This window comes from Stenotrophomonas sp. K-6, assembly GCF_056861555.1.
The window spans coordinates 15906-39077 of the sequence record NZ_JBSPUC010000006.1; the positions used below are offsets into that span (position 1 = coordinate 15906).

Annotated in this window: 18 protein-coding genes and 1 pseudogene; 14 read left to right on the forward strand and 5 right to left on the reverse strand. The window is 66.7% G+C overall.

The features are described from left to right. The 3 genes and pseudogenes from treY to glgX all read left to right on the forward strand — a co-directional run. Entirely contained in the window at positions 1-2547 is a 2547-nt protein-coding gene (gene treY / locus AC13F7_RS17025) for a malto-oligosyltrehalose synthase (RefSeq protein ID WP_483002363.1), read from the forward strand. 10 nt (positions 2548-2557) lie between these two features. After that, entirely contained in the window at positions 2558-2722 is a 165-nt protein-coding gene (locus AC13F7_RS17030; protein WP_481467563.1) for a DUF2934 domain-containing protein, read from the forward strand. Further along, a pseudogene (glgX, locus tag AC13F7_RS17035) lies at positions 2719-4773 on the forward strand (glycogen debranching protein GlgX); the annotation flags it as partial. The gene AC13F7_RS17030 and the pseudogene glgX, both read left to right, overlap by 4 nt. Before the next feature lie 129 nt (positions 4774-4902). On the opposite strand, the gene AC13F7_RS17040 reads toward glgX, so the two are convergent. Continuing rightward, entirely contained in the window at positions 4903-5811 is a 909-nt protein-coding gene (locus tag AC13F7_RS17040) for a LysR family transcriptional regulator (RefSeq protein WP_483002365.1), read from the reverse strand. A 104-nt stretch (positions 5812-5915) separates the two neighbouring features. On the opposite strand from AC13F7_RS17040, the gene AC13F7_RS17045 reads away from it, so the two are divergent. Next, entirely contained in the window at positions 5916-6677 is a 762-nt protein-coding gene (locus tag AC13F7_RS17045; protein WP_483002367.1) for an SDR family NAD(P)-dependent oxidoreductase, read from the forward strand. 111 nt (positions 6678-6788) lie between these two features. Next, positions 6789-7118 carry a DUF3817 domain-containing protein gene (locus tag AC13F7_RS17050; protein ID WP_483002369.1) on the forward strand — a complete coding sequence of 110 codons (330 nt, stop codon included), beginning with the start codon at positions 6789-6791 and terminating at the stop codon, positions 7116-7118. Between the two features lie 51 nt (positions 7119-7169). Here the strand turns inward: AC13F7_RS17050 and AC13F7_RS17055 are convergent, their stop codons facing one another. The 4 genes from AC13F7_RS17055 to AC13F7_RS17070 all read right to left on the reverse strand — a co-directional run bounded on the left by AC13F7_RS17055 (position 7170) and on the right by AC13F7_RS17070 (position 11493). Continuing rightward, positions 7170-7493: a thioredoxin family protein gene (locus AC13F7_RS17055; RefSeq protein WP_483002371.1), complete on the reverse strand. Its 324-nt coding sequence runs from the start codon at positions 7491-7493 to the stop codon at positions 7170-7172. Then, complete coding sequence (locus tag AC13F7_RS17060) at positions 7487-7951, reverse strand: flavodoxin (protein ID WP_483002373.1); 465 nt, start codon at positions 7949-7951, stop codon at positions 7487-7489. The genes AC13F7_RS17055 and AC13F7_RS17060 overlap by 7 nt, the downstream gene beginning before the upstream one ends. Positions 7952-7963: 12 nt before the next feature. After that, positions 7964-9004 (reverse strand): ribonucleotide-diphosphate reductase subunit beta, encoded by a 1041-nt coding sequence (locus AC13F7_RS17065; protein WP_346492958.1) that lies wholly within the window; start codon positions 9002-9004, stop codon positions 7964-7966. A 107-nt stretch (positions 9005-9111) separates the two neighbouring features. Further along, on the reverse strand, positions 9112-11493 hold the full coding sequence (locus AC13F7_RS17070; protein WP_483002375.1) for a ribonucleoside-diphosphate reductase subunit alpha: 2382 nt from the start codon (positions 11491-11493) through the stop codon (positions 9112-9114). A gap of 469 nt (positions 11494-11962) precedes the next feature. Here AC13F7_RS17070 and AC13F7_RS17075 point away from each other — a divergent pair, with 469 nt between their 5' ends. From AC13F7_RS17075 to AC13F7_RS17115, 9 genes are all read left to right on the forward strand, one after another. Beyond that, positions 11963-13162, forward strand: coding sequence for an MFS transporter (locus AC13F7_RS17075; RefSeq protein ID WP_483002377.1), 1200 nt, complete (start codon positions 11963-11965; stop codon positions 13160-13162). Continuing rightward, a complete protein-coding gene (locus AC13F7_RS17080; RefSeq protein WP_483002379.1) occupies positions 13159-14337 on the forward strand; it encodes an isochorismate synthase in 1179 nt (392 codons plus the stop codon). The genes AC13F7_RS17075 and AC13F7_RS17080 overlap by 4 nt, the downstream gene beginning before the upstream one ends. Positions 14338-14353: 16 nt before the next feature. Further along, positions 14354-16006: a (2,3-dihydroxybenzoyl)adenylate synthase gene (locus AC13F7_RS17085; protein WP_483002381.1), complete on the forward strand. Its 1653-nt coding sequence runs from the start codon at positions 14354-14356 to the stop codon at positions 16004-16006. Next, entirely contained in the window at positions 16006-16641 is a 636-nt protein-coding gene (locus AC13F7_RS17090; RefSeq protein WP_483002383.1) for an isochorismatase family protein, read from the forward strand. Before AC13F7_RS17085 ends, AC13F7_RS17090 begins: the two co-directional genes overlap by 1 nt. Next, positions 16638-16889 carry a phosphopantetheine-binding protein gene (locus AC13F7_RS17095; protein WP_483002385.1) on the forward strand — a complete coding sequence of 84 codons (252 nt, stop codon included), beginning with the start codon at positions 16638-16640 and terminating at the stop codon, positions 16887-16889. Before AC13F7_RS17090 ends, AC13F7_RS17095 begins: the two co-directional genes overlap by 4 nt. Beyond that, positions 16886-20800: an amino acid adenylation domain-containing protein gene (locus AC13F7_RS17100; RefSeq protein ID WP_483002387.1), complete on the forward strand. Its 3915-nt coding sequence runs from the start codon at positions 16886-16888 to the stop codon at positions 20798-20800. Before AC13F7_RS17095 ends, AC13F7_RS17100 begins: the two co-directional genes overlap by 4 nt. Further along, entirely contained in the window at positions 20797-21567 is a 771-nt protein-coding gene (locus AC13F7_RS17105; protein WP_483002389.1) for a 2,3-dihydro-2,3-dihydroxybenzoate dehydrogenase, read from the forward strand. Before AC13F7_RS17100 ends, AC13F7_RS17105 begins: the two co-directional genes overlap by 4 nt. 243 nt (positions 21568-21810) lie before the next feature. Further along, the gene (locus tag AC13F7_RS17110; protein WP_483002391.1) at positions 21811-22440 is read left to right on the forward strand and encodes a response regulator; all 630 of its coding nucleotides are present in this window, start codon (positions 21811-21813) and stop codon (positions 22438-22440) included. Positions 22441-22606: 166 nt separating this feature from the next. Continuing rightward, complete coding sequence (locus tag AC13F7_RS17115; RefSeq protein WP_483002393.1) at positions 22607-23125, forward strand: CS1 type fimbrial major subunit; 519 nt, start codon at positions 22607-22609, stop codon at positions 23123-23125. Positions 23126-23172 lie beyond the last annotated feature (47 nt).

The following is a 23172-nucleotide window of genomic DNA, read 5'->3' on the forward strand; positions in this document are numbered from 1 at the left end:
ATGGTGCCGTTCCGCGCCACCGCACGTCTGCAGTTGCATGCCGGGTTCGATTTCGACGCGGCCTGTGCACAGGTGGATTACTACGCCGCGTTGGGCGTCAGTCACCTGTACCTCTCGCCCATTGCCAGCGCAGTGCCTGGCTCAATGCACGGCTACGATGTGATCGACCCGACCACGGTCAATCCCGAGCTGGGCGGCGAGGCGGGGCTGCAGCGCCTGTCCGATGCGGTGCGCGCACAGGGCATGGGCCTGATCCTGGATATCGTGCCGAACCATATGGCGGCGCACCCGCTGAACCCCTATTGGGCCGATGTGCTCGCGCACGGACGCGAGAGCCGCCATGCCACATGGTTCGACATCGCCTGGCGCGCCCCTGGGCGCGACGGCAAGCTGTGGTTGCCGGTACTGGATCGTCCGCTGTCCACCGCGATTGCCGACGGCATGCTGGCCGTGCGTCGGGATGGCGAGGGCGTGGCGGGCATTGCGCATCACGATGCGGTGTATCCGCTGGCGCCGTCGAGCTTGCCTGCGGGGTCAACAGCGCTGCCCGCCCAGGCGCTGGCCGATCTGTTGGCCGCGCAGCCGTATCGTCTGGCGTGGTGGCGCAGCGGCGATGACCGGATCAACTACCGCCGGTTCTTCACCATTGCCTCGCTGGCCGCGCTGCAGATGCATCGCGACGATGTCTTCGAGACGGTTCATGCCCTGCCGCTGCGTCTGGTTGCGGAAGGACGCGTGGATGGCCTGCGTGTGGACCATGTGGATGGGCTGCGTGATCCGGCGGGCTACCTGCAGCGGCTGCGCGCCGCACTGGACGCGGCGGGCGCCACGCGCGGTCTTGCTCCCGGGTCGCTGGGCCTGTGGGTCGAGAAGATCCTCGCCCCGGACGAAGTGCTTCGCGCACAGTGGCCGTGCGATGGCAGCACCGGTTACGACTTCATGGACCAGGTGGGCGCGCTGCTGCACGCCGGCGAGGGTAGCAAGGCCCTGACACGGCACTGGCAACGGATCAGCGGCGACCCACGCAGCTTCGGCGAGGTCGAGCTGGAGGCCCGGCGCGATGTCCTCGAGCATGGCCTGCGCGCGGAGTTCGACGCCTTCGTCCTTCGGCTTGTCCGCCTCGCGCGTCTGGCCGGTGGCACGGCTGCCGAGTTTGGCAGGCCGCTGCTCGCTCGCGCCGCACTGGCGTTGCTGAGCCATTTTCCCGCCTACCGCAGCTATCTCACCGATGCACCGGCCACCGCGGAGGACCTCCGTCTGTGGCGACAGGCGATCGATGCGGGAACCGCAGGCGCTGCGCCGGATCTGGTCGCCGCGATCCATCAGATTGCAGCGTGGGTGCTGGCGCCGCCCGCAGAGGATGCTTCCCCGAGGCTGCGCCGCTGCTGCCGGTCTGTGCGGCAGCGCTTCCAACTGCTCAGCGCGCCGCTCAATGCCAAGGCAGTGGAGGACAGCAGCTTCTATCGTTACGCGCCGGTCCTGTCCCGCAACGAAGTCGGCAGCCACCCCACGGTCCAGAGCCTGTCGGCGCCGCGGTTCCACGGTCTCGCGCGCGCCCGGCACGACCAGCACCCGCGCAGCCTGCTCGCTACGGCCACGCATGACCACAAGCGTGGCGAGGACGCACGCATGCGCATCGCCGTGCTGTCCGCCTGGCCTGAGTGGTGGATGCGCCAGTTGCGCCGGGTCGAACGGCTCGCTGCCCCCCTCGGTGCGGCTGCGCTGCATCCCGCTGACCGCGACATGCTCTGGCAGACACTGGTCGCGTCCTGGCCGGCCGACGCCGAGGTGGACGCGGAGTTCGGCGCGCGCGTGGTCCAGTGGCAAGGCAAGGCGCTGCGTGAAGGGGGGCTGCGGAGTAGTTGGGGTCATCCAGACGAGACTTACGAAGCGCAGGCCGCCGCCGTGGTTGAAGCGCTGCTCGACGCTGATGTGGGGCGGCCGTTCCGGATCGCGCTGCAGGACATCGTGGCCCTGGTTGCACCGGCGGGCGCACGTCTGAGCCTGGCCCAGGCGGCGCTGCGGATGACCGTGCCGGGCGTGCCGGACCTGTACCAGGGTACCGAGGGCTGGGACCTGTCGCTGGTGGATCCGGACAATCGCCGTCCGGTGGATTACGCACTGCGCCAGCGCTGGCTCGGCGACGGCCGGTCCTGGTCGGCACTGCTGCAGGGGTGGGGTGACGGCCAGCTGAAGGCGCGTCTTGTACGCACCTTGCTCCATGCCCGCCGCAGTGCCCCGGACCTGTTCGCCCACGGCAGCTACCTGCCGCTGCCGACCAGTCAGCCCGATCAGGTGCTGGCCTTTGCCAGAGCGCACGGACAGCAACGCCTGGTCGTCATCGCCGCGATCGCTCCCACGCTGCGTCCGGTGCAGCACGCATCGGCGGCCGTGCCGGCACGTTTCTGGATCAACGGGCACGTGACGATCCCGCAGGGGCGTTATCGCAATCTGCTCACCGACGCGACGGTAGAAATCAACGACACCGCTATTTCCCTGCGGGCGCTGTCCGATGGCAGCCCCGTGACCCTGCTGATCAATGAGTGAAGCCAGAGCAATGGACGATAAAGAACGACGCGAGCGAATCGGGGCACTGGCCCGGCAGATATGGGAAGCAGAAGGTCGGCCGGATGGCCAGGACCAGCGCCATTGGCTGATGGCCGAGCGCCTGGTTGAGGCCGAGCTTCAAGCGGCCGACACCACCGAAGAGATGCGCCGATGAGCGCCCGCCAGTTTGCACAATCCTCGCGCCTGCGCGGGGGGCGGCCGTTCCCGCTGGGCGCTACCTGGGATGGCCTGGGCGTCAACTTCGCGCTGTACAGCCGCCACGCGACCAAGGTTGAGCTGTGCCTGTTCAACGAGCGCGGCCGTGAGATCGAGCGCATCGTGCTGCCCGAGTACACCGATGAAATCTGGCATGGCTACCTGCCGGACGCACGGCCGGGGCAGCGGTACGGCTACCGCGTGCATGGTCCATACGCGCCGGAAGCCGGTCACCGATTCAACCCCAACAAGCTGCTGCTGGATCCGTACGCCAAGCAGCTCGTCGGCCAGTTGAAGTGGGCGCCGGCATTGTTCGGGTACACGATCGGGCACAAAGACAAAGACCTCAGCTTCGACAAGCGTGACAGCGCACCGTACATGCCGCGCTGCGCCGTGGTGGATCCAGCGTTCACCTGGGGGCGCGACACCGCGCCAGCCACGCCGTGGGAGGACACGGTCATCTACGAAGCGCATCTACGTGGTCTGTCGATGCTGCACCCCCAGGTGCCCGAACAGGCGCGCGGCTCGTTCTCGGCGCTGAAGCAGGACGCGCTGCTGGATCATCTGCGCCAGCTCGGCGTGACGGCGCTGGAGCTGCTGCCGATCCACGCGCATGTGGATGACCAGCATCTGCTCGAGCGGGGCCTGCGCAATTACTGGGGCTACAACACGCTCGCCTTCTTCGCGCCCGAGCCGCGCTTCATGTCCACCTCCACTATCGCCGAGTTCAAGCAGATGGTGGCCTGCGTGCACGACGCCGGCCTGGAAGTGATCCTGGACGTGGTCTACAACCACACCGCCGAAGGCAACGAGCTTGGTCCCACGCTGTCGTTCAAGGGCATCGACAACGCCAGCTACTATCGCCTCGCCGATGATCCGCGTTATTACATCAACGATACCGGCACCGGCAATACGTTCGATCTGACCAATGCCGGCGCGCTGCGGATGGTGATGGACTCGCTGCGTTACTGGGTGCAGGACATGCACGTGGATGGCTTCCGCTTCGATCTGGCCACCATCCTCGGGCGCGAACGTGCCGGCTTCGATCCGTCCGGCAGTTTCATGGATGCGGTGCGGCAGGACCCGGTGCTGAGCCAGGTCAAGTTGATCGCCGAGCCGTGGGATATCGGGCCCGGTGGCTACCAGCTGGGGCAGTTCGCGCCGGGCTGGGCCGAATGGAACGACCGGTTCCGTGACAACGTGCGGGCGCTGTGGCGCGGGGATGGTGGTCAGCTGGCCGAGTTCGCCACACGCCTGATGGGCTCGGCGGATCTGTTCAACCACAAGGGACGACGCCCGGCGGCCTCGGTGAATTTCGTCACCGCGCACGATGGCTTCACCCTCAATGACCTGGTCAGCTACAACGACAAGCACAACGAGGCCAACGGCGAGGACGGGCGCGACGGCAGCGACCACAACATCGCCTTCAACCATGGCGCTGAAGGGCCCACCGACGACGAGGGCATCAACACTGTCCGCGCGCGGCAGATGCGCAACATGCTCGCCAGCCTGCTGCTGGCGCAGGGCACACCCATGCTGCTGGCCGGCGATGAGTTCGCGCGCAGCCAGGGCGGCAACAACAACGCCTATTGCCAGGACAATCCATTGACCTGGATCGACTGGCAGAAGGCCGCCAGCCCGGCAGGGCGCCAGCAATCGCTGTTCGTGCGTCGGTTGCTGTCATTGCGTCGTCGCTATCCGCAGCTGCGCCGTGGCCGCTTCCTGGACGCCCGCGACGAGCAGGGCGAAGGCTACGACGTGCGTTGGCTGCGTGCGGATGGCCAGCCGATGGAAGATGGCGACTGGCACGATGGCGAAGCCCGCAGCCTGGCGCTGCACCTGGGGGCTGCACGCCAGGACGATACGCCACGCGGCCCGGAACATGCGCACCTGCTGCTGATGTTCAACGCCTCGCACCAGCCGCAGGCCTTCGTGCCGCCGTTGATCGACGACGAGCATTGGCGCCTGTTGATCAGCACCATCGATGGTGCGCCGCTGCAGGCGGATGCGGAAGGCCACTGGCAATTGCCGGACCGCGCGATCGTGGTGCTCAGCAGCCGCCGTAACCGGCATTCGGATACCGACGCGTGATCCACCGGCGTGCGCGCCCGGCACGTCACTGCGCCGGGCGGGCGTGCGTTACCGGTCGTGGTCCAGCTCGCGCCGGACCACGCCGGCCACCCAGTCCATGAATGCCGCCACCCGTCTCGGCAGGTGGCGGCGTTGGGCGTAGAGCAGGGTGACCGGCATCGGTTCGGCTTTCACGTTGGCCAGAATTTCGACCAACGTGCCCGAGGCCAGTGCCTGCCGAACGCCCAGCAGCGGGACCTGGATGATGCCCAGCCCCGCCAGCGCCGCCGCGGTATAACCCTCACCGCTGTTGACCGTCACCGCACCGCCCATCGGCATGCTTTGATAGCGCTGTCCATCGAAGTACTCGAACCCCGGTGAACGCTGGCCCAGGGTGCCGACGTAGTGGACCAGCGCGTGGCCGGCCAGATCGCCCAGCATGGTCGGTGTGCCACGAGCGGCGAGATAGGCAGGGCTGGCGCAGTTGACGATCGGCAGCTGTCCGAGCGGGCGGGCCACCAGCGTGTTGTCATCCAGCGGCCCGACCCGCAGCACGCAGTCGAAGCCCTCGCGGATCAGATCGACCCGGCGATCGGTACCGCTCACTTCCATCTCCAGCCCCGGATGCTGGGCCAGGAAGGCGGGCAACTGCGGAATCACCAGTTGCCGGGCCAGTCCGCTGGACATGTCCACACGCAGGCGCCCCTTGAGCTGGGCGGTATCGATGCGGAACATGCCCTGGAGGTCGTCCATGTCATGCAGCAGGTCATGCGCCCGCGCCTGGAACTGGGCGCCGTCAGCGGTCAGCTGCACCCGGCGCGTGGTCCGGTGCAGCAACTGCACACCTACGTCTGCTTCCAGGCGCTGCACGGCCAGCGACACGTTGGCCTTGGGCAGGCCAAGGCTGTCGGCCGCGCCGGTGAACGAGCCGAGTTCGGCGACCCGAAGAAAGCACCGCAGATGATCGAGGCGATCCATGGATTGTTCGCGATTTGTGGATAGTCAAATCAGCATCCGCCGATTTATCCGGCCGCGCAACACCAATAGGCTGGCAACCATTCCCCAAGCGCAGGTGCACTGACATGAGCAACGCAACCCGAGCCGTCCTGATCACCGGCGGCAGCCGTGGCCTCGGCCGCAACGCCGCCCTCGCGCTGGCGGCCGACGGCGCCGACATCGTGCTGACCTACCGCAGCCAGGCCGAGGCCGCCCAGGCCGTGGTCGCTCAGATCAGGGCGCTCGGTCGCCGTGCTGAGGCGATTCCGCTGGACGTGGCCGACAGCAGTGGCTTTGCCGACTTTGCTGCCCACGTCCGCATGGTATTGGACGGATGGGGCGCAACGCAGTTGCAGGGCCTGCTCAACAATGCCGGCGAAGGCCTGCACGCCATGATCGCCGACACCACCGTCGATCAGTTCGATGCACTGGTCGCGGTGCATCTGAAGGGCCCGTATTTCCTGACCCAGGCGTTGTTGCCGCTCATCGCCGATGGCGGCCGCATTCTCAATGTGTCCAGTGGGCTGGCGCGTTTCTCGCTGCCGGGCAGTTCGGCGTACGCGATGATGAAGGGCGGCATCGAAGTGTTCACCCGCTACCTCGCCAAAGAGCTGGGGGCACGCGGGATCACTGCCAACACCCTGGCGCCGGGCGCGATCGAAACCGACTTCGGCGGCGGCCGTGTGCGCGACGATGCGCAGGTCAACGCGATGGTGGCCTCGGTCACCGCGATGGGCCGGCCGGGCAAGCCGGACGACATCGGTCCGGTGGCCGTGGCGCTGCTGTCGCCGCAGACCGTATGGGTCAACGCGCAGCGGGTAGAAGCGTCGGGCGGCATGTTTGTCTGAGGCCAGCGTGGGCGGATGTTCGGCCGAACACGTTCGGCTGAGAATGGTTCGCATCAAGGCGCATCACTGGCTATGATGCGGCTCCTTTTCCGTTACGACCTCGAGCCCACCTTGAAGACTGCTTCGCCGATCAGCCCCATGGGCCGCGTGTTCGCCACGGTCGCCTTCGTCGAAGCCCTGACGTGGGCCGGCCTGTTGATCGGCATGTACTTCAAGTACCAGGCGGCAGACCCGACGCCGGTTGGCGTCAAGATCTTCGGGCCGGTGCACGGCGTGGCCTTCATGGTCTACGTGGTCGTCTCCGTCTTGGCGGCGATCCGTCTGCGTTGGCCGTGGTGGGCAGCACTGCTGGCGCTGGCCGCAGCGGTACCGCCGCTGGTCACGCTGCCGCTGGAGTGGTGGTTCAAGCGCCGTGGGTTGTTGTCTGCGCCAGTGCGGTAATGCACGCGCAGTGAGGTCTCCGCCATTGCAGGGGCCTCCCTGCTCCAAGCATCAACCAACCCCCAACACCGCCAGAATCTGCTTTGGCGACTGAAACCCGGCCAGGCGCGCGGTTTCGTGACCGTCCCGGACCACCAGCAATGTGGGGGTCTGTCGCAATCCCAGCTTCCGGAACAATTCCTCACCGACCGTCTCCAGTTTGACCTTCAACACCGTCATCCCCGCGTCCGAGACGGCGCCAGCGACACTGGCCAACGACATCTCCAGCATCCGGCACCCCGGGCAGTCGTCTTTGTGGAAGTCCACTAGAAGCGCTGGGTGTTCGCGCAGGGCGGCGTGGTAGTCCTCAGCGGTCTGGGCGTGCAAGGTCAGCATGGTGTCGGGATCTCGGTAAGGGCCAACACCGTGTCGGTCCAGTGGTGAATGGTGTGGGTGTCGTTGGCGCCGTGCGGCATCTGCTCGATCTCCAGCACCGGGTACGGGGAGCCGAAGAACCGCGCCAGCCGATGGGCGGCGCCGCAGTAATACTCTTCACCCCATTGGGTCTCGCCGGTACCGAATACCGCCACCGGGAACGGCAGTGGCAGCCCGAAGCGATCACGCAGCGCGGCCACGCAGTCCTTCATTTCCGTTGGGGTGCGGCCGGCGTTGTCGGTCCAGGAACCGAGCAGGCATAGGGTGGGCGCTGCGTCCGCCAGTACGGCGGCCACGTCATCGGCATCGACGTCGAGCCAGTCCACGCCATGCCCCATCGCTTCGCAGCGCGCCCGGATCAGCGAAGCCACCTCGCGGGTGTTGCCGCTCAGCGAGGCAAAGGCCAGCAGAATGTGCATCACCATGCCTCCTTACAGATCGTCAAACCCATTGTCCGAATTGGTCTTCTTGTAGCTGGCGTTGCGCATCTCGAAGAAGTCGGTCTTGGTCTCAGTGAAGTTGTCCGCGTAAGCCTTGATCCACGGCATCACGTTGACGTTGGTCTCGCTGTAGAGCTTCTCGATGCCGAGCATCCCGGCCATCTTGTTGGCGCGGTACTTCACGTAGCGGATCATCTCGTCCACGTCGATGCCGTCGATGCCATCGAGCACTTCGCCGGTCCAGCGCGTTTCCAGCTGGATGGCGTGCTCGAAGGCCTCATGCACATACGCGGTCAACTGCTCGCCCTGCAGGGCCGGATTCTCGCCGATGATGGCGCGGATGAGCTCGCTGATGAACTTGGTGTGGGCCAGCTCGTCGCGGTTGATGAAGCTGATGATCTTGCCGGTGCCGGTCATCCGGTTCTGGCGGACCAGGTTGTAGAAGAACGCGAAGCCGGAGTAAAAGTTTATCCCTTCCAGAATAGAGGATTGGATCAGCGAACGGATCAGCGTCTCGGCGGTCTTCTCGCGCATGAAGTCGTCGTAGGACTGCATGATCGGCGCATTGCGGGCCAGGATGGTCGGGTGGGTGCGGGCGATCTCGAACACGCGGTTCTGGTCGGCCAGGCCGGCGATCGAGGCGAGCACGTAGCTGTAGCTTTCGTTGTGGATCACTTCCTGCTGGCCGATGATTGCCGCATTGGCGTGCGCGGCGGGGTCGGTGATGTACTCGGCGACGTTGTAAATGAAGCGCGTCTGCGGCGAATCCAGCGTGGCGAGCAGGCCGATGATGGAGTCATAGGCGTTCTTCTCACGGGCATTGAGCTCGCCGTACTGGCGTGCGTCGCCCTTCATGTCGACTTCGTCGGGGATCCAGAAGTTGGTCGAGAGCTCCTTGTACGCCCGGTAGAAAGACGGGTAGGGGATGTCGTTCCAGTTGAGGATGCCGCTGGTGCGGCCGTTGATGATGCCGGTGGAGCGGTTGGGGTGGCGCGGTTCGAGGATCTTGATGCGTTCGAGGGGGATGGCCATCGGCGTGTGTCCTTAATTCTCTTCGGGCAGTGCGAGTTGCCGGCCAGCGGCCGGCACTACCGGTCAATGGGCTGACGAGCGACGGTCGTCAGCTGCCGTACTGGTGGTCAGCTGCTGCACCAGTCGCATTCGGCAATGTCGATGTCGTTGGAACGGACGTAGTAGGTGGTTTTCAATCCTTCGCGCCAGGCACTCATGTGCAGCGCGAGCAGGGTGCTGGCGCGGATGGTGCTGGGCACGTACAGGTTGAAGCTGATCGACTGGTCCACGTGGCGCTGGCGGCGGGCGTTCTGGCGGATGCTGGCGAACTGGTCCACCCGGTAGGCGCCTTTCTCGTAGTACGGGTAGGTCTCCAGCGAGAGCCCCGGCGCGGCAACCGGGCGGCGGAAATCCTTCTTCTCTTCGTAGTAGAACGCGCCGTAGACCGGGTCGATCGAGGCGGTGGAGCCGGCGATCTGCGCGGTGCTCATGTTCGGGGCGACCGCCATCAGCCAGCCATTGCGTAGCCCGTTGACGCCGACCTGCGCGGCCAACTCGCGCCAGGCCGGGCTGTCATAGCCACGGGCGCGGAAGTACTCGCCGTTCTGCCAGTCGCTGCCCACGAAGGCGCTGTAGCGGCCCTTTTCCTTGGCCAGGGACATGCTGGCCTGGATGGTCAGGTAGTTTATGCGCTCGTAGAGGCTGTCGGCATAGTCCTCGGCCTGGGTGGAATTCCACTCGATCTGCTGCAGGGCCAGCAGGTGATGCCAGCCGAACGTACCCAGCCCGATCGCGCGGTACTTGCGGTTGGTGATGGTCGCCTGCGGCACCGGCAACTGGTTGAGGTCGATCACGTTGTCCAGCATCCGCACCTGGATCGGCACCAGCCGCTCCAGCACGTCGCTGGTCAGCAGGTCCGGGGCGGCCGTCACAGCGCGCCCCAGGTTGATCGAGGACAGATTGCAGACCACGAAATCGCCGGCCTGCCTAGTCGTCACGATCTGGTCGCCGCTGATCATCTCCTGGATCATGCGGGTGGGGCTCATGTTCTGCAGGATCTCCGTGCACAGGTTGCTGGAGTAGATGCTGCCGGCATGCTTGTTCGGGTTCATCCGGTTTACTTCGTCCCGGTAGAACATGAAAGGATTGCCGGTTTCCAGCTGGCTGACCATGATCCGCTTGAACAGCTCGATGGCCTTGATGGTGCGCCGGCTGATGCGCTCGTCGGCCACGACCTCCTCGTACCTCTCGCGGAAGCTGCCCTGTCCACGCTGCTCATCGTGGAAGTCCTGCAGGTACCAGCCCTTGATCCGCTTCACCTCATACGGGTCGAACAGATACCAGTCGCCGCGCCGTTCCACCGCTTCCATGAACAGGTCCGGCAGGCACACCGAGGTGAACACATCGTGCGCGCGCAGGCGCTGGTCACCGTTGTTCAGGCGCAGGTCGAGGAAGGCCTCGATGTCGCGGTGCCAGACATCCAGATACACCGCGATCGCACCCTTGCGCTGGCCCAGCTGATCTACGCTGACGGCCGTGTTGTTGAGCTGCTTGATCCACGGCACCACGCCGCCGGAAGAATTGGCCACGCCGCGGATCGAGGAACCGGCCGAGCGGACATAGCCGAGATAGGCGCCCACGCCGCCGCCGTGCTTGGAGACCCGCGCCACGTCGGTGTTGGAGTCGTAGATGCCCTGCAGGCTGTCGTCGACCGTGTCGATGAAGCACGAGGACAGCTGGCCGCCGACCTTGCCGGCATTGGCAAGTGTCGGCGTCGCCACCGTCATGTACAGGTTGGACAGCGCCCAGTACGCCTCACGTACCAGCAGCATGCGACGGCGTCGCGAGCGCTCGCCGTGCTCGTGTTCGTGCTGCATCAGGTACAGCGCGATCGTCAGCCAGCGCTCCTGCGGCAGTTCGTACACCGCACGCGACTGATCGGTAGCGAGGTAGCGGGTGGCCAGCAGGTACAGCCCGTTGTAGGCGAACAAGGTGTCGCGCTCGGGCTCGATCATCTGCCCGGCTTCCTCCAGTTCGTCCTTGGAATAGGCCTTGAGGATGTCGATCGAATACACGTTGCGGTCCGCCAAGCTCTCCTGCAGGCCCACATAGGAGCCGTACTTCAGCGTGGCATCGTAGAACCGGTTCTTGCTGGCGCGCTTGTACAGGCGCCTCAGGTAAAGGCGGGCGGCGAAGTGCTCCCAGTCCGGCGCGATCAGATCGATGCGCGATTCCGCTTCGCGGATCAGCAGGTCCACCATCTCATCAGCGCTGAGCTGCTGCCGCCTGGCGATCTGCCCCAGCACGCTGCGCAGGTAGTCCGCCACATCCAACTGCGGGAACTCGGCATGCACGCTGTGCACCGTGCGCTCCAGCCGCGTCTGGTCGAAGGGCATGCGTCGATTGCCGCCTTCCTTGGTGATCCAGAGCGTTTCAGTGCCGGTGGCCGCCTCAAAGGCGGTGTCGATGGGCGGGGTGATGGTCGAAGCGACGGTGTCGTCGGTGTTCATGCGTTCTCCATGCAGGGCGCAGAGACCAGCAGGCAGCGCGGCAGAGCCGTGCGGCAGCCGGACAGAAGGCGTGATTGGTGGGCAGGCCCTGCGTGTGCAGGAATACGTCGCCGCTGGCTCACATCGGTGGCGACGGGCCGTGCTTCCAGGCGCCGGTCGGGTGGGCGCAACGGGGCGTTGAAGACCAACGCGGCGTGGCGACGGTGCACCGGGCCTGGCGGAAGCGGGGAGCCGATGGGCACAACATAGTGGGGTGCGACTGGCGCGTCAACCGAAGATGTAGTGATTTTTTGTCGCAGGGGAGGGCAGCAAGTATATGAACATCCCGTACAGCCTGCACTATCAAACGCAAATGCGAGCCGTTATCATTTGGTAGATCACAGGGCGGTGATGCGTTCGCAACCGGATGGCAGAGCCGCGCGCGCGTTCGCGCACCGCGTGGTTCAACTTCTTATTGGCTGTGGTGTCCATGTCTTCACGTCCTGTCGTCTCCGGTTTGCCCGCCCTCGTTTCCGCCGCGTTGCTCGGCACCATGGCGATGATGGCGTTCGTGTCCGTGATCGGGCCGGTGGTGCGGGTGTTGGGCCTGGCCGAATGGCACGCCGGCCTGTCGGTCACCGCGGCGGGCGTGTTGTGGATGCTGTCGGCCCGCCGCTGGGGCGCGCTCAGCGATCGCATTGGCCGCAAGCGCGTGCTGCTGATCGCACTGGCGGCCTACGCCGTGATCTACGTGGCGCTGGCGGTGTTCGTCGATGTCGCGCTGACCTCACCGCCGGCGATCTGGATCTCCGTGCTGGTCCTGGTCGGCACGCGCGCCCTGGTCGGGCTGTTCTACGCCGCCGTGCCGCCGACCGCCGCGGCCATCATTGCCGACCAGGCCGCCCCGGGGCAGCGCGGCAGCGTGATGGCCAAGCTCGGCACCGCCAACGCGCTGGGCATGGTGATGGGGCCGGCCGCCGCCGGTTGGATCGCCTACCAGAATCTCTCGCTCACCCTGTATGTGGCCGCGTTGTTGCCGCTGCTGTCGCTGCTGATGATCTGGCGGCGCTTGCCGAACACGCCGCCCGTCGCACCCACGCACACCGGCCCCAAGCCGACACTCGGCCTGGGCGATGCACGCCTGCGCCTGCCGCTGCTGGCGGTGTTCGCTGCGATGATCTCGGTGACCATCGCGCAGGTGACGGTCGGCTTCTTCGCGATTGATCGCCTGCAGCTCTCCCCGGCAGACGGCGCACGCATGGCCGGGCTGGCCCTGACCGCCGTCGGTGTCGGTCTGATCTTCGCGCAGGGGCTGGTGATGAAGCTCAAGGACATCCGCCCGACCCGCTGGATCCTTGTGGGCGCACTGATTTCCGGGCTCGGCTTCGCTTCGGTCGCACTGGTCAGCGCGCCGTGGCAGCTGCTGGCCAGCTATGCGATTGCCGCGTTCGGCATGGGCTTCGTGTTCCCCAACTTCCAGGCGCTGGCCGCCGATTCGGTGGCGGCACACGAACAGGGCGCTGCCGCGGGCACAGTGGCTTCGGTGCAGGGCATGGGCATGGTGGTCGGGCCGATGATCGGCACGTTGCTGTATCGATGGTCGCCGAACGCGCCGTACCTGCTGGTCGGCGTGGTGTTGCTGATCCTGTCGATGTGCGCCGCCCTGCATCGCCAGCGGAGTGCCGCATGAACGACGTGCTCGCTACCCGCGTGGCCGACGAGATGACCGACACCACCGCGGTCGATGCGGCCGACGCGCCCTATTTCCTGCTGCGCAGCCCCCAGCAGGCGATGGAGGCGCAGGGTGTACGCGCGCGGCTGCCTTCAGGAGCCACCGCCACGCTGGCCGAGCGCGTGGCCGCGTTCTTTGCTGCGCCGCGCTCCGGACCGCGCCTGCTGGTCGGCGCGGTGCCGTTCGATCCCGAGCAGAGCGATGCGCTCTATCAGCCGAATCAGGTCTCCGGCCAGCCCACCGTGGTTCGTGTGGAAACGCCGACACTGGTCGGTGATGTCTGTGCCGAACCGCCCGCGGATGCGTACGCACAGGCCGTAGCCGCCGCAGTCACGGAACTGCAGCGCACCGACAGCCCGCTCGAAAAAGTCGTATTGGCACGCAGCCTGCGCGTCACCACCGCGCAACCGCTGCATCCGCGTGTGCTGGCTGCGCGCCTTGGCAAAGACCCGAGTGTGGCCACCTATGTCGTCCCTGTGCCCACGGCCGATCCGACCGATCCGGCCTGGCTGGTGGGTGCCACCCCCGAGCTGCTGGTCTCCAGACGGGGCGACCGCGTGCTGTCCCATCCCTTGGCAGGTTCAGCCCGTCGTTCTGCCGACCCCGCCGAAGATGCACGCGCCGCTGAGGCTCTGCTGGCCTCGGCCAAGGACCACGACGAGCATCGGCATGTGGTCGAGGCCATCGTGGCGGCGCTGGCACCGCTGTGCCACCACGTTGAAGCACAGCCGCGCCCGACACTGCACGCCACCGCCACCATGTGGCATCTCGGTACCCGCATCCACGGTACGCTGAAAGACGCCTCGGTGTCCGTGGCCGCTCTGGTCGCGCTGCTGCATCCCACCCCGGCGGTCTGCGGCACACCGCGCCAGCCCGCGCTGGCGCTGATCCGTCAGGCCGAGCCGGTCGCACGGGGCTTCTATGCCGGCGCCGTTGGCTGGACCGATGCGCAAGGCGATGGCGACTGGTATGTGGCGATCCGCTGCGCACGCGTGCAGGGCACCGAAGTGCGCCTGTATGCCGGGGCCGGCGTCGTCGCCGAGTCCCAACCCGAACTCGAGGTGGCCGAAACGGCTGCCAAGTTCATGGCCCTGCTGACCGCGCTCGGCGTCCATGACGTTCGTCCTTTCTGATGTGCGGGAGCTGTCCATGAACGCATCCTTTTCTTCCTCCCGGGTGCCGCTGCGCCAGGTCTGGCCGCCGGCCCTGGTTGCGCGTTACCGCGCTGCGGGCCATTGGCGCGGCGAGACGTTCCCGGGCTTCCTGCGTGAGCGCGCTGAGCGCTTCGCCGGCGATATCGCGGTGGTCGGCGGCGATACGCGCCTGACCTATGCCCAGCTGTGGCAGGAAGCCGGCCGCATCGGCGCTGGCCTGCTCACGCAGGGCCTGATGCCGGGTGACCGGGTGGTGGTCCAGCTCGGTAACGTGCCGGAGTTCGTGACCGTGGTGTGCGGATTGTTCCGCGCCGGGCTGATTCCGGTCTATGCCTTGCCCGCGCACCGCATCACCGAGGTCGTGCATTTCGCCCGCAAGGCCGAAGCCAGCGCCTATGTCGCTGCCTCCAGCTACGAGGGGTTCGATTACCGCACCTTGGCCCGCGAGCTGCAGGCGCAGCTGCCCGATATGCAGCACATCATCATCGCCGGTGACGCCGCGGAGTTCACCGCGCTGGCGTCGCTGGCCGGGGGTCTTGAACAGTTGCCACCCGACCCGGATCCGCAGTCGGTCGCGTTCCTGCAGATCTCCGGGGGCAGCACTGGCCTGTCCAAGCTCATCCCCCGCACGCATGACGACTACCTGTATTCGTTCCGCGCCAGCAACGCGATCTGCGGCATCACCCAGGACAGCGTGTACCTGGTGGCACTGCCCGCCGCGCATAACTTCCCGATGAGCTCGCCGGGGTTCTTCGGCACGCTGTACGCCGGCGGCCGTGTGGTGCTGAGCCCGGGCGCGGGCCCGGAGACCGCGTTCGGCCTGATCGCGCGCGAGCGGGTCACCTGTGTCGGCCTGGTGCCACCGCTGGCGCTGCTGTGGGCGCAGGCGGCCGCGACGACACCGCACGATCTCTCCAGTCTGAAGGTGGTGCAGGTCGGCGGCGCCAAGCTGGTGCCGGAAGCGGCGCGCCGTGTGATCGCCGGGCTGGGCTGCACCCTGCAGCAGGTGTTCGGCATGGCCGAGGGCCTGGTCAACTACACGCGCCTGCACGACAGCGAAGACACCATCGTCTCCACCCAGGGCCGTCCGATCAGCGAAGACGACGAGGTGCTGGTGGTCGATGACCACGGCAACCCCGTCGCAGAAGGCGAGACCGGGCATCTGCTCACCCGCGGCCCGTACACCATCCGCTGCTATCACAATGATCCCGCCGCCAACGCGCGCGCGTTCACCGAGGACGGTTTCTACCGTACCGGCGACAGAGTGCAGCGTCTGCCCGGTGGCTATCTGGTGGTGCAGGGCAGGGCCACCGACCACATCAACCGTGCCGGCGAGAAAATCTCCGCCGAAGAGATCGAAGACCATCTGCTCGCGCACCCGAGCGTGTTTGATGCGGCCGTGGTCTCCATTCCCGATCCCTACCTTGGCGAGCGCAGCTGCGCCTTCATCATTGCCCAAGGTGAGCCGACCAAGGCCGCCAGCCTGAAGGCCTGGGTGCGTAGCCGCGGCCTGGCCGCGTTCAAAGTGCCGGACCAGATCGTGTTCGTCGATGCCTTTGGCACCACCGCGGTCGGCAAGATCAGCCGCCGCGAACTGCGTGCCCAGCTGCGCGAACGTTTCATGCAACAGACAGGAGAAACGCGCTGATGGCGCTGCCCAAGATTCAACCGTATCCGCTGCCCACCCAGGCCGATCTGCCCACCCCGCGCGGCGCCTGGCAGCCGCAGACCGAGCGCCTGGCGCTGCTGGTGCATGACATGCAGCGCTACTTCCTGGCCGCCTTCGCGCCGGATGCCGCGCCGCTGGCACCGGCCGTAGCCAACATCGCACGCCTGCTCACGCATTGCCGCGCGCGTGGCATTCCGGTGTTCTATACCGCCCAGCGGGGCAACCAGGACCGCCGCGATCGGGGCCTGCAGGCCGATCTGTGGGGTCCGGGCATGTCGGCCACCGACGAACACGAGGCCATCCTCGAGGCCGTGGCCCCGGCGGAGGGCGACCATGTGCTGGTCAAGCACCGCTACAGCGCCTTCCAGCGCAGCAATCTGGAGACGATGATGCGCGCCCGTGGCCGCGACCAGCTGCTGGTCACCGGCGTGTACGCACACATCGGCTGCACCGCCACCGTTGCCGAGGGCTTCCAGCGTGACATCGAGAGTTTCATCGCCGCCGATGCCGTCGCCGATTTCTCGCGTGCCGACCACGACCTCGCCCTGCATTGGATCGCGCGCACCTGCGGCGTACCAATGACCACCGATCACCTGCTGGAGACCCTCGCATGACCGCACTGACCCTGGAGCGCATGCGCGCCGATGTCGCCGAGATGCTCGGCGAAGCACCGGAGGACATCAGCAACGATGAGAACCTGATGGACCTCGGGTTGGATTCGATGCGGGTGCTCGGCCTGGTGCTGGCCTGGGGCAACACCGGCATCCCGCTGGAGTTCGGCCATCTGGCCGAGCACGCCACCCTCGGCGGATGGTGGAGTGTGGTGCAGCGCCTGCAGAACCGGGGCGCTGCCGGCGCATGAATGCCGCTGCGCTGCCCGACGCGACGTGGCCGCAGGCGCGCGGCCTGACCGAGGCTCAGGCAGGGCTGTGGTATGCGCAGCGGCTTGCGCCGGACAATCCGGCCTTCAATACCGCTCATGCGGTCTGGATCGAAGGGATGCTGGATGTCGCCGCCTTCGGGCGCGCGGCTGACCGGGCTGCGCTGGAGGCGCACGCGCTGTCGCTGCGCATTGCCGAGGATGGGCAGGGTACGCCGGTGCAGTGGATCGACCCGCAGCACCGTCCGCTGCTGGACGTGGTCGACCTGTCCGCGCATGAAGACCCCAGGCAGGCGGCGCAGACCGCGATGCGGCGCGACCACCTCACGCCGGTCGACCCCTCACGTGATCGACTGAGCCAGCAGCGGCTGTTCGTGCTCGGCCCTTCGCACTACGTCTGGTACCTGCGCGTGCATCACCTTGCCGCCGATGGCTATGGCATGGCGCTGTTCTCCGAACGGGTCTGCGCGCTGTATGCCGCGCAGCACGACGATGCCGCGCTGGCACCGCTGCTGCCGGTGCTGGAGGAGGACGCGCAGTATCGTGACGGCGAGCGCCGGGTGCGCGACGCCGCGTACTGGCTTGCAACCATGGCGGAGGCACCGGCGGCCGCCGGCCTCGGCGCGGGCATCGCACCACCGGCAGCGCAGGCACTGCGTGTCGTGCAGTCCATCGGACCCGCCCTGCGCCAGCGCATCCTTGAGGCGGCCACACGCATCGGCCAGCCATGGCCGGACGTGTTGACCGCCTTGTCCGCCGAGTACTGCCGCCGCATCAGTGGCGAAGCCGAGGCCATCATCGGCGTGCCCTTCATGGGCCGCCTGGGCAGCGTCTCCGCCCGGGTGCCCGCAATGGTGATGAACGTGCTGCCGCTGCGTATGGGGCCCCCACAGGGCAGTGTCGATGATCGGGTTCGTGACGTGGGACTAGGCTTGATGCGCAGCCGCCGCCATGGCCGCTACCGAGGCGAGCAGCTGCGCCGTGACCTCGGCCTGATCGGCGGTCACCGGCGCCTGCACGGCCCGCTGGTCAATGTGCAGCCGTTCTACCGGCCGCTGCAGCTGGAAGGTGTGGAGGCCACGCTGGAGGTGCTGTGCACCGGTCCGGTAGACGATGTGACGCTTGGCTTCCGGGGCGATGGCACAACCGTGCTGGATCTGGAGATCGACGCCAACCCCACGCTGTACACGCAGGCCCGGATCGAGGCGCACGCCACGCGCCTGCTGCACTTCATCGCGGCCGCGCTGGAGGCACAGGCCGCTGGCGCCATGCTCGCCACCGTGCCACTGGCCACCCCGGCCGAGCAGCAGCATTATCTCCATGACGTCAACGCTACCGATCATCCGGTCCCGGACGTCACCCTGGTCGAGCTGATCACCGCGCGCATGGCGCAGAGGCCGCACGCCATTGCCGCGGTGTTCGGCGCGGAATCGCTCACCTTTGCCCAGCTCGAACGCCGCAGCCGTGCGCTGGCAGTGCAACTGCGGGCGCAGGGCGTGGGCCGGGAGTCGCGCGTGGTCGTCGCGTTGCCCAGGTCGCTGGCGCTCATCGTCGCCCTGGTCGCCATCCAGCGTGCTGGCGGTGCCTACCTGCCGGTGGATCTGGCGCACCCCGATGCGCGCATCGCCCGCATCCTGCACTCGGCGCAGCCAGCCTGCGTACTGGCGCTGCCGGAAGACCGCCAGCGTTTCGCTCCAGTCCCCGTCCTGACTCCCTCGGAATGGGTGCCGGCGACCGAGGCAACGCTGGATACTCTGCCGCAGCCAGCGGACGCGGCCTATGTGATCTACACCTCCGGCTCCACCGGCGAACCCAAGGGCGTGCTGATCGAGCACCGCGCCATCGTCAACCGGTTGGAATGGATGCGGGTGCACTACGGCATCCAACCGGACGATCGTATCCTGCAGAAGACGCCGGCCACCTTCGATGTCTCCGTCTGGGAGTTCTTCCTGCCGCTGATCAGCGGTGCCACCGTGGTGGTGGCGCCGCCGGAGGCACATCGCGACCCACTGGCGCTGGCCGGGCTGATCCGCGCGCATGGCGTAACCACCCTGCATTTCGTGCCGTCCATGCTGGAGGCCTTCCTCGCAGCACCGGCCTGCCATGGCCTGCAGTTGCGCCGCGTGTTCACCAGTGGCGAAGCGCTGGATGCCGATCTGCGCGACCGCTTCCACGCGACCGTCCACGCCGAGTTGCACAACCTGTATGGCCCCACCGAAGCCGCCGTGGATGTCAGTTTCTGGCCAGCCAGCGCCGAGGACGCATCTCGGCCGGTCCCGATCGGCTACCCGGTCTGGAATACGCGCTTGTATATCCTTGATGCGGGCATGCAGCCGTTGCCGCCGGGCGTGGCCGGTGACCTCTATCTGGGCGGCGTGCAGCTCGCGCGCGGCTACCTGGGGCGCGACGATCTCACCGCCGAGCGTTTTCTTCCCGATCCGTTCGTCACCGGCGGACGCCTGTACCGCACCGGCGATGTCGCCCGGTGGCGCGACGATGGCGCGGTGGAGTATCTGGGCCGCAGCGATCACCAGATCAAATTGCGTGGCCTGCGCATCGAGCTGGGCGACATCGATGCCGCGTTGCGCACCGCGCCGGGCGTCACCCGCGGCGAGGTGCTGATGCGCGAAGACCGCCCCGGCGAGCGCCGGCTGGTGGCCTATGTATCGCACGGAGCGCCCGATGCAGGGGTGCTGCGCGCGCACCTTGCCAGAATGCTGCCGGATTACATGGTGCCGTCCGCGTTCGTGGCCATCGATCACTGGCCGGTCACCGCCAACGGCAAGCTGGACCGTAACGCCCTGCCGGCGCCTGCGCAGACGAACAGTGCGGGGATAGCCGCCCGGACCGACACCGAGCATGACCTTGCTGCCTTGTTTGCGCAGACGCTCGGCATCCAGGGCCCCATCGGCATCGAGGCGGACTTCTTCACGCTTGGGGGCGATTCGCTGAGCGCGGTGCACCTGCTGCTGGCGATCCAGCAGCGCTGGCGGTGCGACCTCGGCCTGGGTGCGGTGTTTGCTGCACCGACCGTCGCCGGTCTGGCGGCGCGCATCGACGCGCCACCAGCAGCGACCGATCACGGTCTGGGGCCATTGATCCAGCTCGCCACCGGTGACGCCAGGCTGCCGCCGCTGTTCGTGATCCATCCTGCTGGCGGCATCGCCTGGAACTATCGCGACCTGGCCCGTGCGCTGGCACCCGCCCGCGACGTGCATGGGCTGCAATCGCCGGCGCTGGACGCGGAGCAGCCCATGCCAGCGACGATTGATGCGTTGGCCGCCCACCACGTGGCGCGGATCCTGGCCCTGAATACCCCGGGGCCGGTGCATCTGCTGGGCTGGTCGGTCGGTGGCATTCTGGCGCAGGCCATGGCAGTGCGCCTGCGCGAGCTCGGCCATGACGTCGGTTTGCTGGCCCTGCTGGATGCCTACCCCAGTGAATGCTGGCGGGCCGAGCCCGAGCCGGACCCGATCGCAGCGCTGCGGGCACTGCTCGCCATCGCCGGGCACGATCCCGATGCGCACCCGGCGCTGGACACCCGCGAGCGCATCCTCGCCTTCCTGCGGCGTGGCGACAGCGCACTGGGCAATCTGCCCGACGCGGTGCTCGATGGTGTGGTCCGCGCGGTCACCGGCACCAACCGGTTGATCCGTGCCCATCATCATCGCCGTTACGAGGGCCTACTGCTGCACGTCCGCGCTGGTCGCGATCACGCCGCGCGCCCGCAGCTCCAATCCCTGCTCTGGCAGCCCCATGCCGCTCAGGTGGACACGCTTGAGCTGCCGTTCCTGCATGCCGAACTGACCGGCCGCGACGCCGTCGCCCAGCTCATCCCTCACCTCAACACACGGCTCCAGCAATGGGACCGTCACCTCGGGACCCGCGCATGAAACTCACTGGCTTCAGCAACACCATCGCCTTGGTCACCGGCGCCGGCGGGGGCATAGGTGCAGCCTTGGTCACGCAATTGCGCGAGAGTGGCTGCACCGTGATCGCCACCGACGTGGCGGCACCGGCCATCGTTGACGGGGCAGGGCAGACGCCGGCCCACGCCAGGGCGCTCGATGTGACCGACCCGACCGCCGTGGATGCACTCGTGGCGTGGGTTGAAGCCGAGGTTGGCCCGATCGGCTTCGGCATCAACGTCGCCGGCGTACTGCAGACGGGTACCGTCTCGGAGACGGAGGATGCGCAATGGCGCAGGGTGTTCGCGGTGAATGCCGACGGCGTGTTCCATGTGTCCCGTGCGCTGGCACGGGTGATGTCACCGCGCCGGACGGGAGCCATTGTGACGGTCAGCTCCAACGCAGCCGGTGTCCCGCGCCACGGCATGGCCGCCTATGCTGCCTCCAAGGCGGCCGCCACGATGTTCACCCGGTGCCTTGGCCTGGAGCTGGCGCCGCTGGGCATCCGCTGCAACATCGTTGCACCTGGGTCGACAGTGACGCCCATGCAGACTGCCATGTGGGCAGACGAACAAGGGGCGGCGCGTGTCATCCAGGGAAGTCTGGAAACCTACAAAGCCGGAATTCCCCTACAGAAACTCGCTTGCCCGGATGACATTGTGCACGCTGTGATGTTCCTGCTTTCAGACCAGGCCAGTCACATCGCGATGAGCGATCTCTACGTGGACGGCGGCGCCACCCAGCGCGGCTGAGCAGGCGCAGCCATCAGCCAGAAAAGGCCAGGGTGAACAACTGGGACGTATTCCGCAGAATCTGTTTTATGCAAGTTGGTTCATAGTCGTTGACGTCGATCGTCACCTAATGTTCTGTCCAAGCCAGCGCTGCTCATCACCAGACGCCTGACCGGTCTGCCTAGTCGTATGAAGTGCATTCGTCATCGCGAGGTGCGGCGGCGCTATGCCTCGTGTGCGTGACACTACCGCGCACGAGGCCCTATGAAACGCATTCTGATTGCGGATGATCATCCCGTCGTTCGGATTGGCATCCACTGTCTTCTCGCGCAACGACCGGCATGGAAGGTCGTAGGTGAGGCTGGCGATCCCGAGCAGTTGGAGTGGTTGCTGGCCGAGACTCCATGCGAGCTGCTCATCACTGATTTGTCCATGCCGTTGAGTCGCCGCCCGGACGGCGTACGCATGCTGGCGGGCATCCGTCGTGACTATCCCGAACTGCCTGTCCTCGTCGTCACGACCTTCACCAACCTCCAGGTGCTGCGCGCTGTCGACAAACTTGGCGTGTCGGGAATTCTTGAAAAAAGAAGCGATCTTCCCGCACTGCTTCATGCCGTGGAGCAGATCCTGGATGGCGCAGGTTATGTTTCCCCAGCACTCACGCACCGCTTGAGAAACAGCGCGCATCGCGGCGGCCTCACCGCGCGGGAGAGCGAGGTGGTCCGTCTTCTGGCCCATGGCCTGGGCGTCAAGCAGATCGCAGACATCCATCGCAGAACGGTCAGCACCATCAGCCGCCAGAAAGGCGCTGCCATGCGTCGCCTTGGTCTTCGTTCGGACTACGAACTCATGGACTACGCCAAGTCCGTCGGGCTCTCCCCCAGCGGCAGCTGATCGTTGCAGAAGAGACGTACACCACGCATTTCGGTTTTATCAAGTTGTTGCATGGTGCGGTGCAGCTTGCCTCTCTACTGTGGCGCCCTGTCCACGAGCGCCGCGATGCGGTGTCCCACGCCTTGTGGGCAGACCACCCCGCATCTTCACGCAAGGAAAGAACGAAATGAATCTGATCAAGAAGCTCCTCGTTGCCGCCGCACTGGGCTCTGCATCTGTCTCGGCTCACGCTGTCGAAGCCCACATCAAGGTGTGGGCGGACGTCGATCCGACGCTCTCGCTGCTCAAGGCCGACGGCAGCGCCCTGGATGACATGGTGGAAATGTCCTATCGCGCTGGCGCGGCCACCGGTAGCTCGGCTGGCCTGACCCCGTGGACCGAAATGGTGCGCATCTTCTCCAACGACACCGACAAGGATGTGAACGTGCGCGTTGCCTCGCTGCCGGTGCTGTCGCCGGAAATCGCCAGTGCCGGTGCCAAGGACGTCCCGCTGACGGTCAGCCTGAAGGGTGTCGATCTGAAGGTTGCTGCCACACCGTTCACCAAGGCGGAAATCTATGCCGGTGGCCTGCCGGGTGCATCTATCGAGATGCCGCTGACCATCCGTCAGACCACTCAGGAAGCCATCACCGCTGCGGGCAAGTACGTTGGCATCGTGAGCGTCATCCTCGAGCAGAAGCTGTAACCAGCCTCAAGTCGGGCGGTCGCTGCGCGATGCAGCGGCCGCGCGGC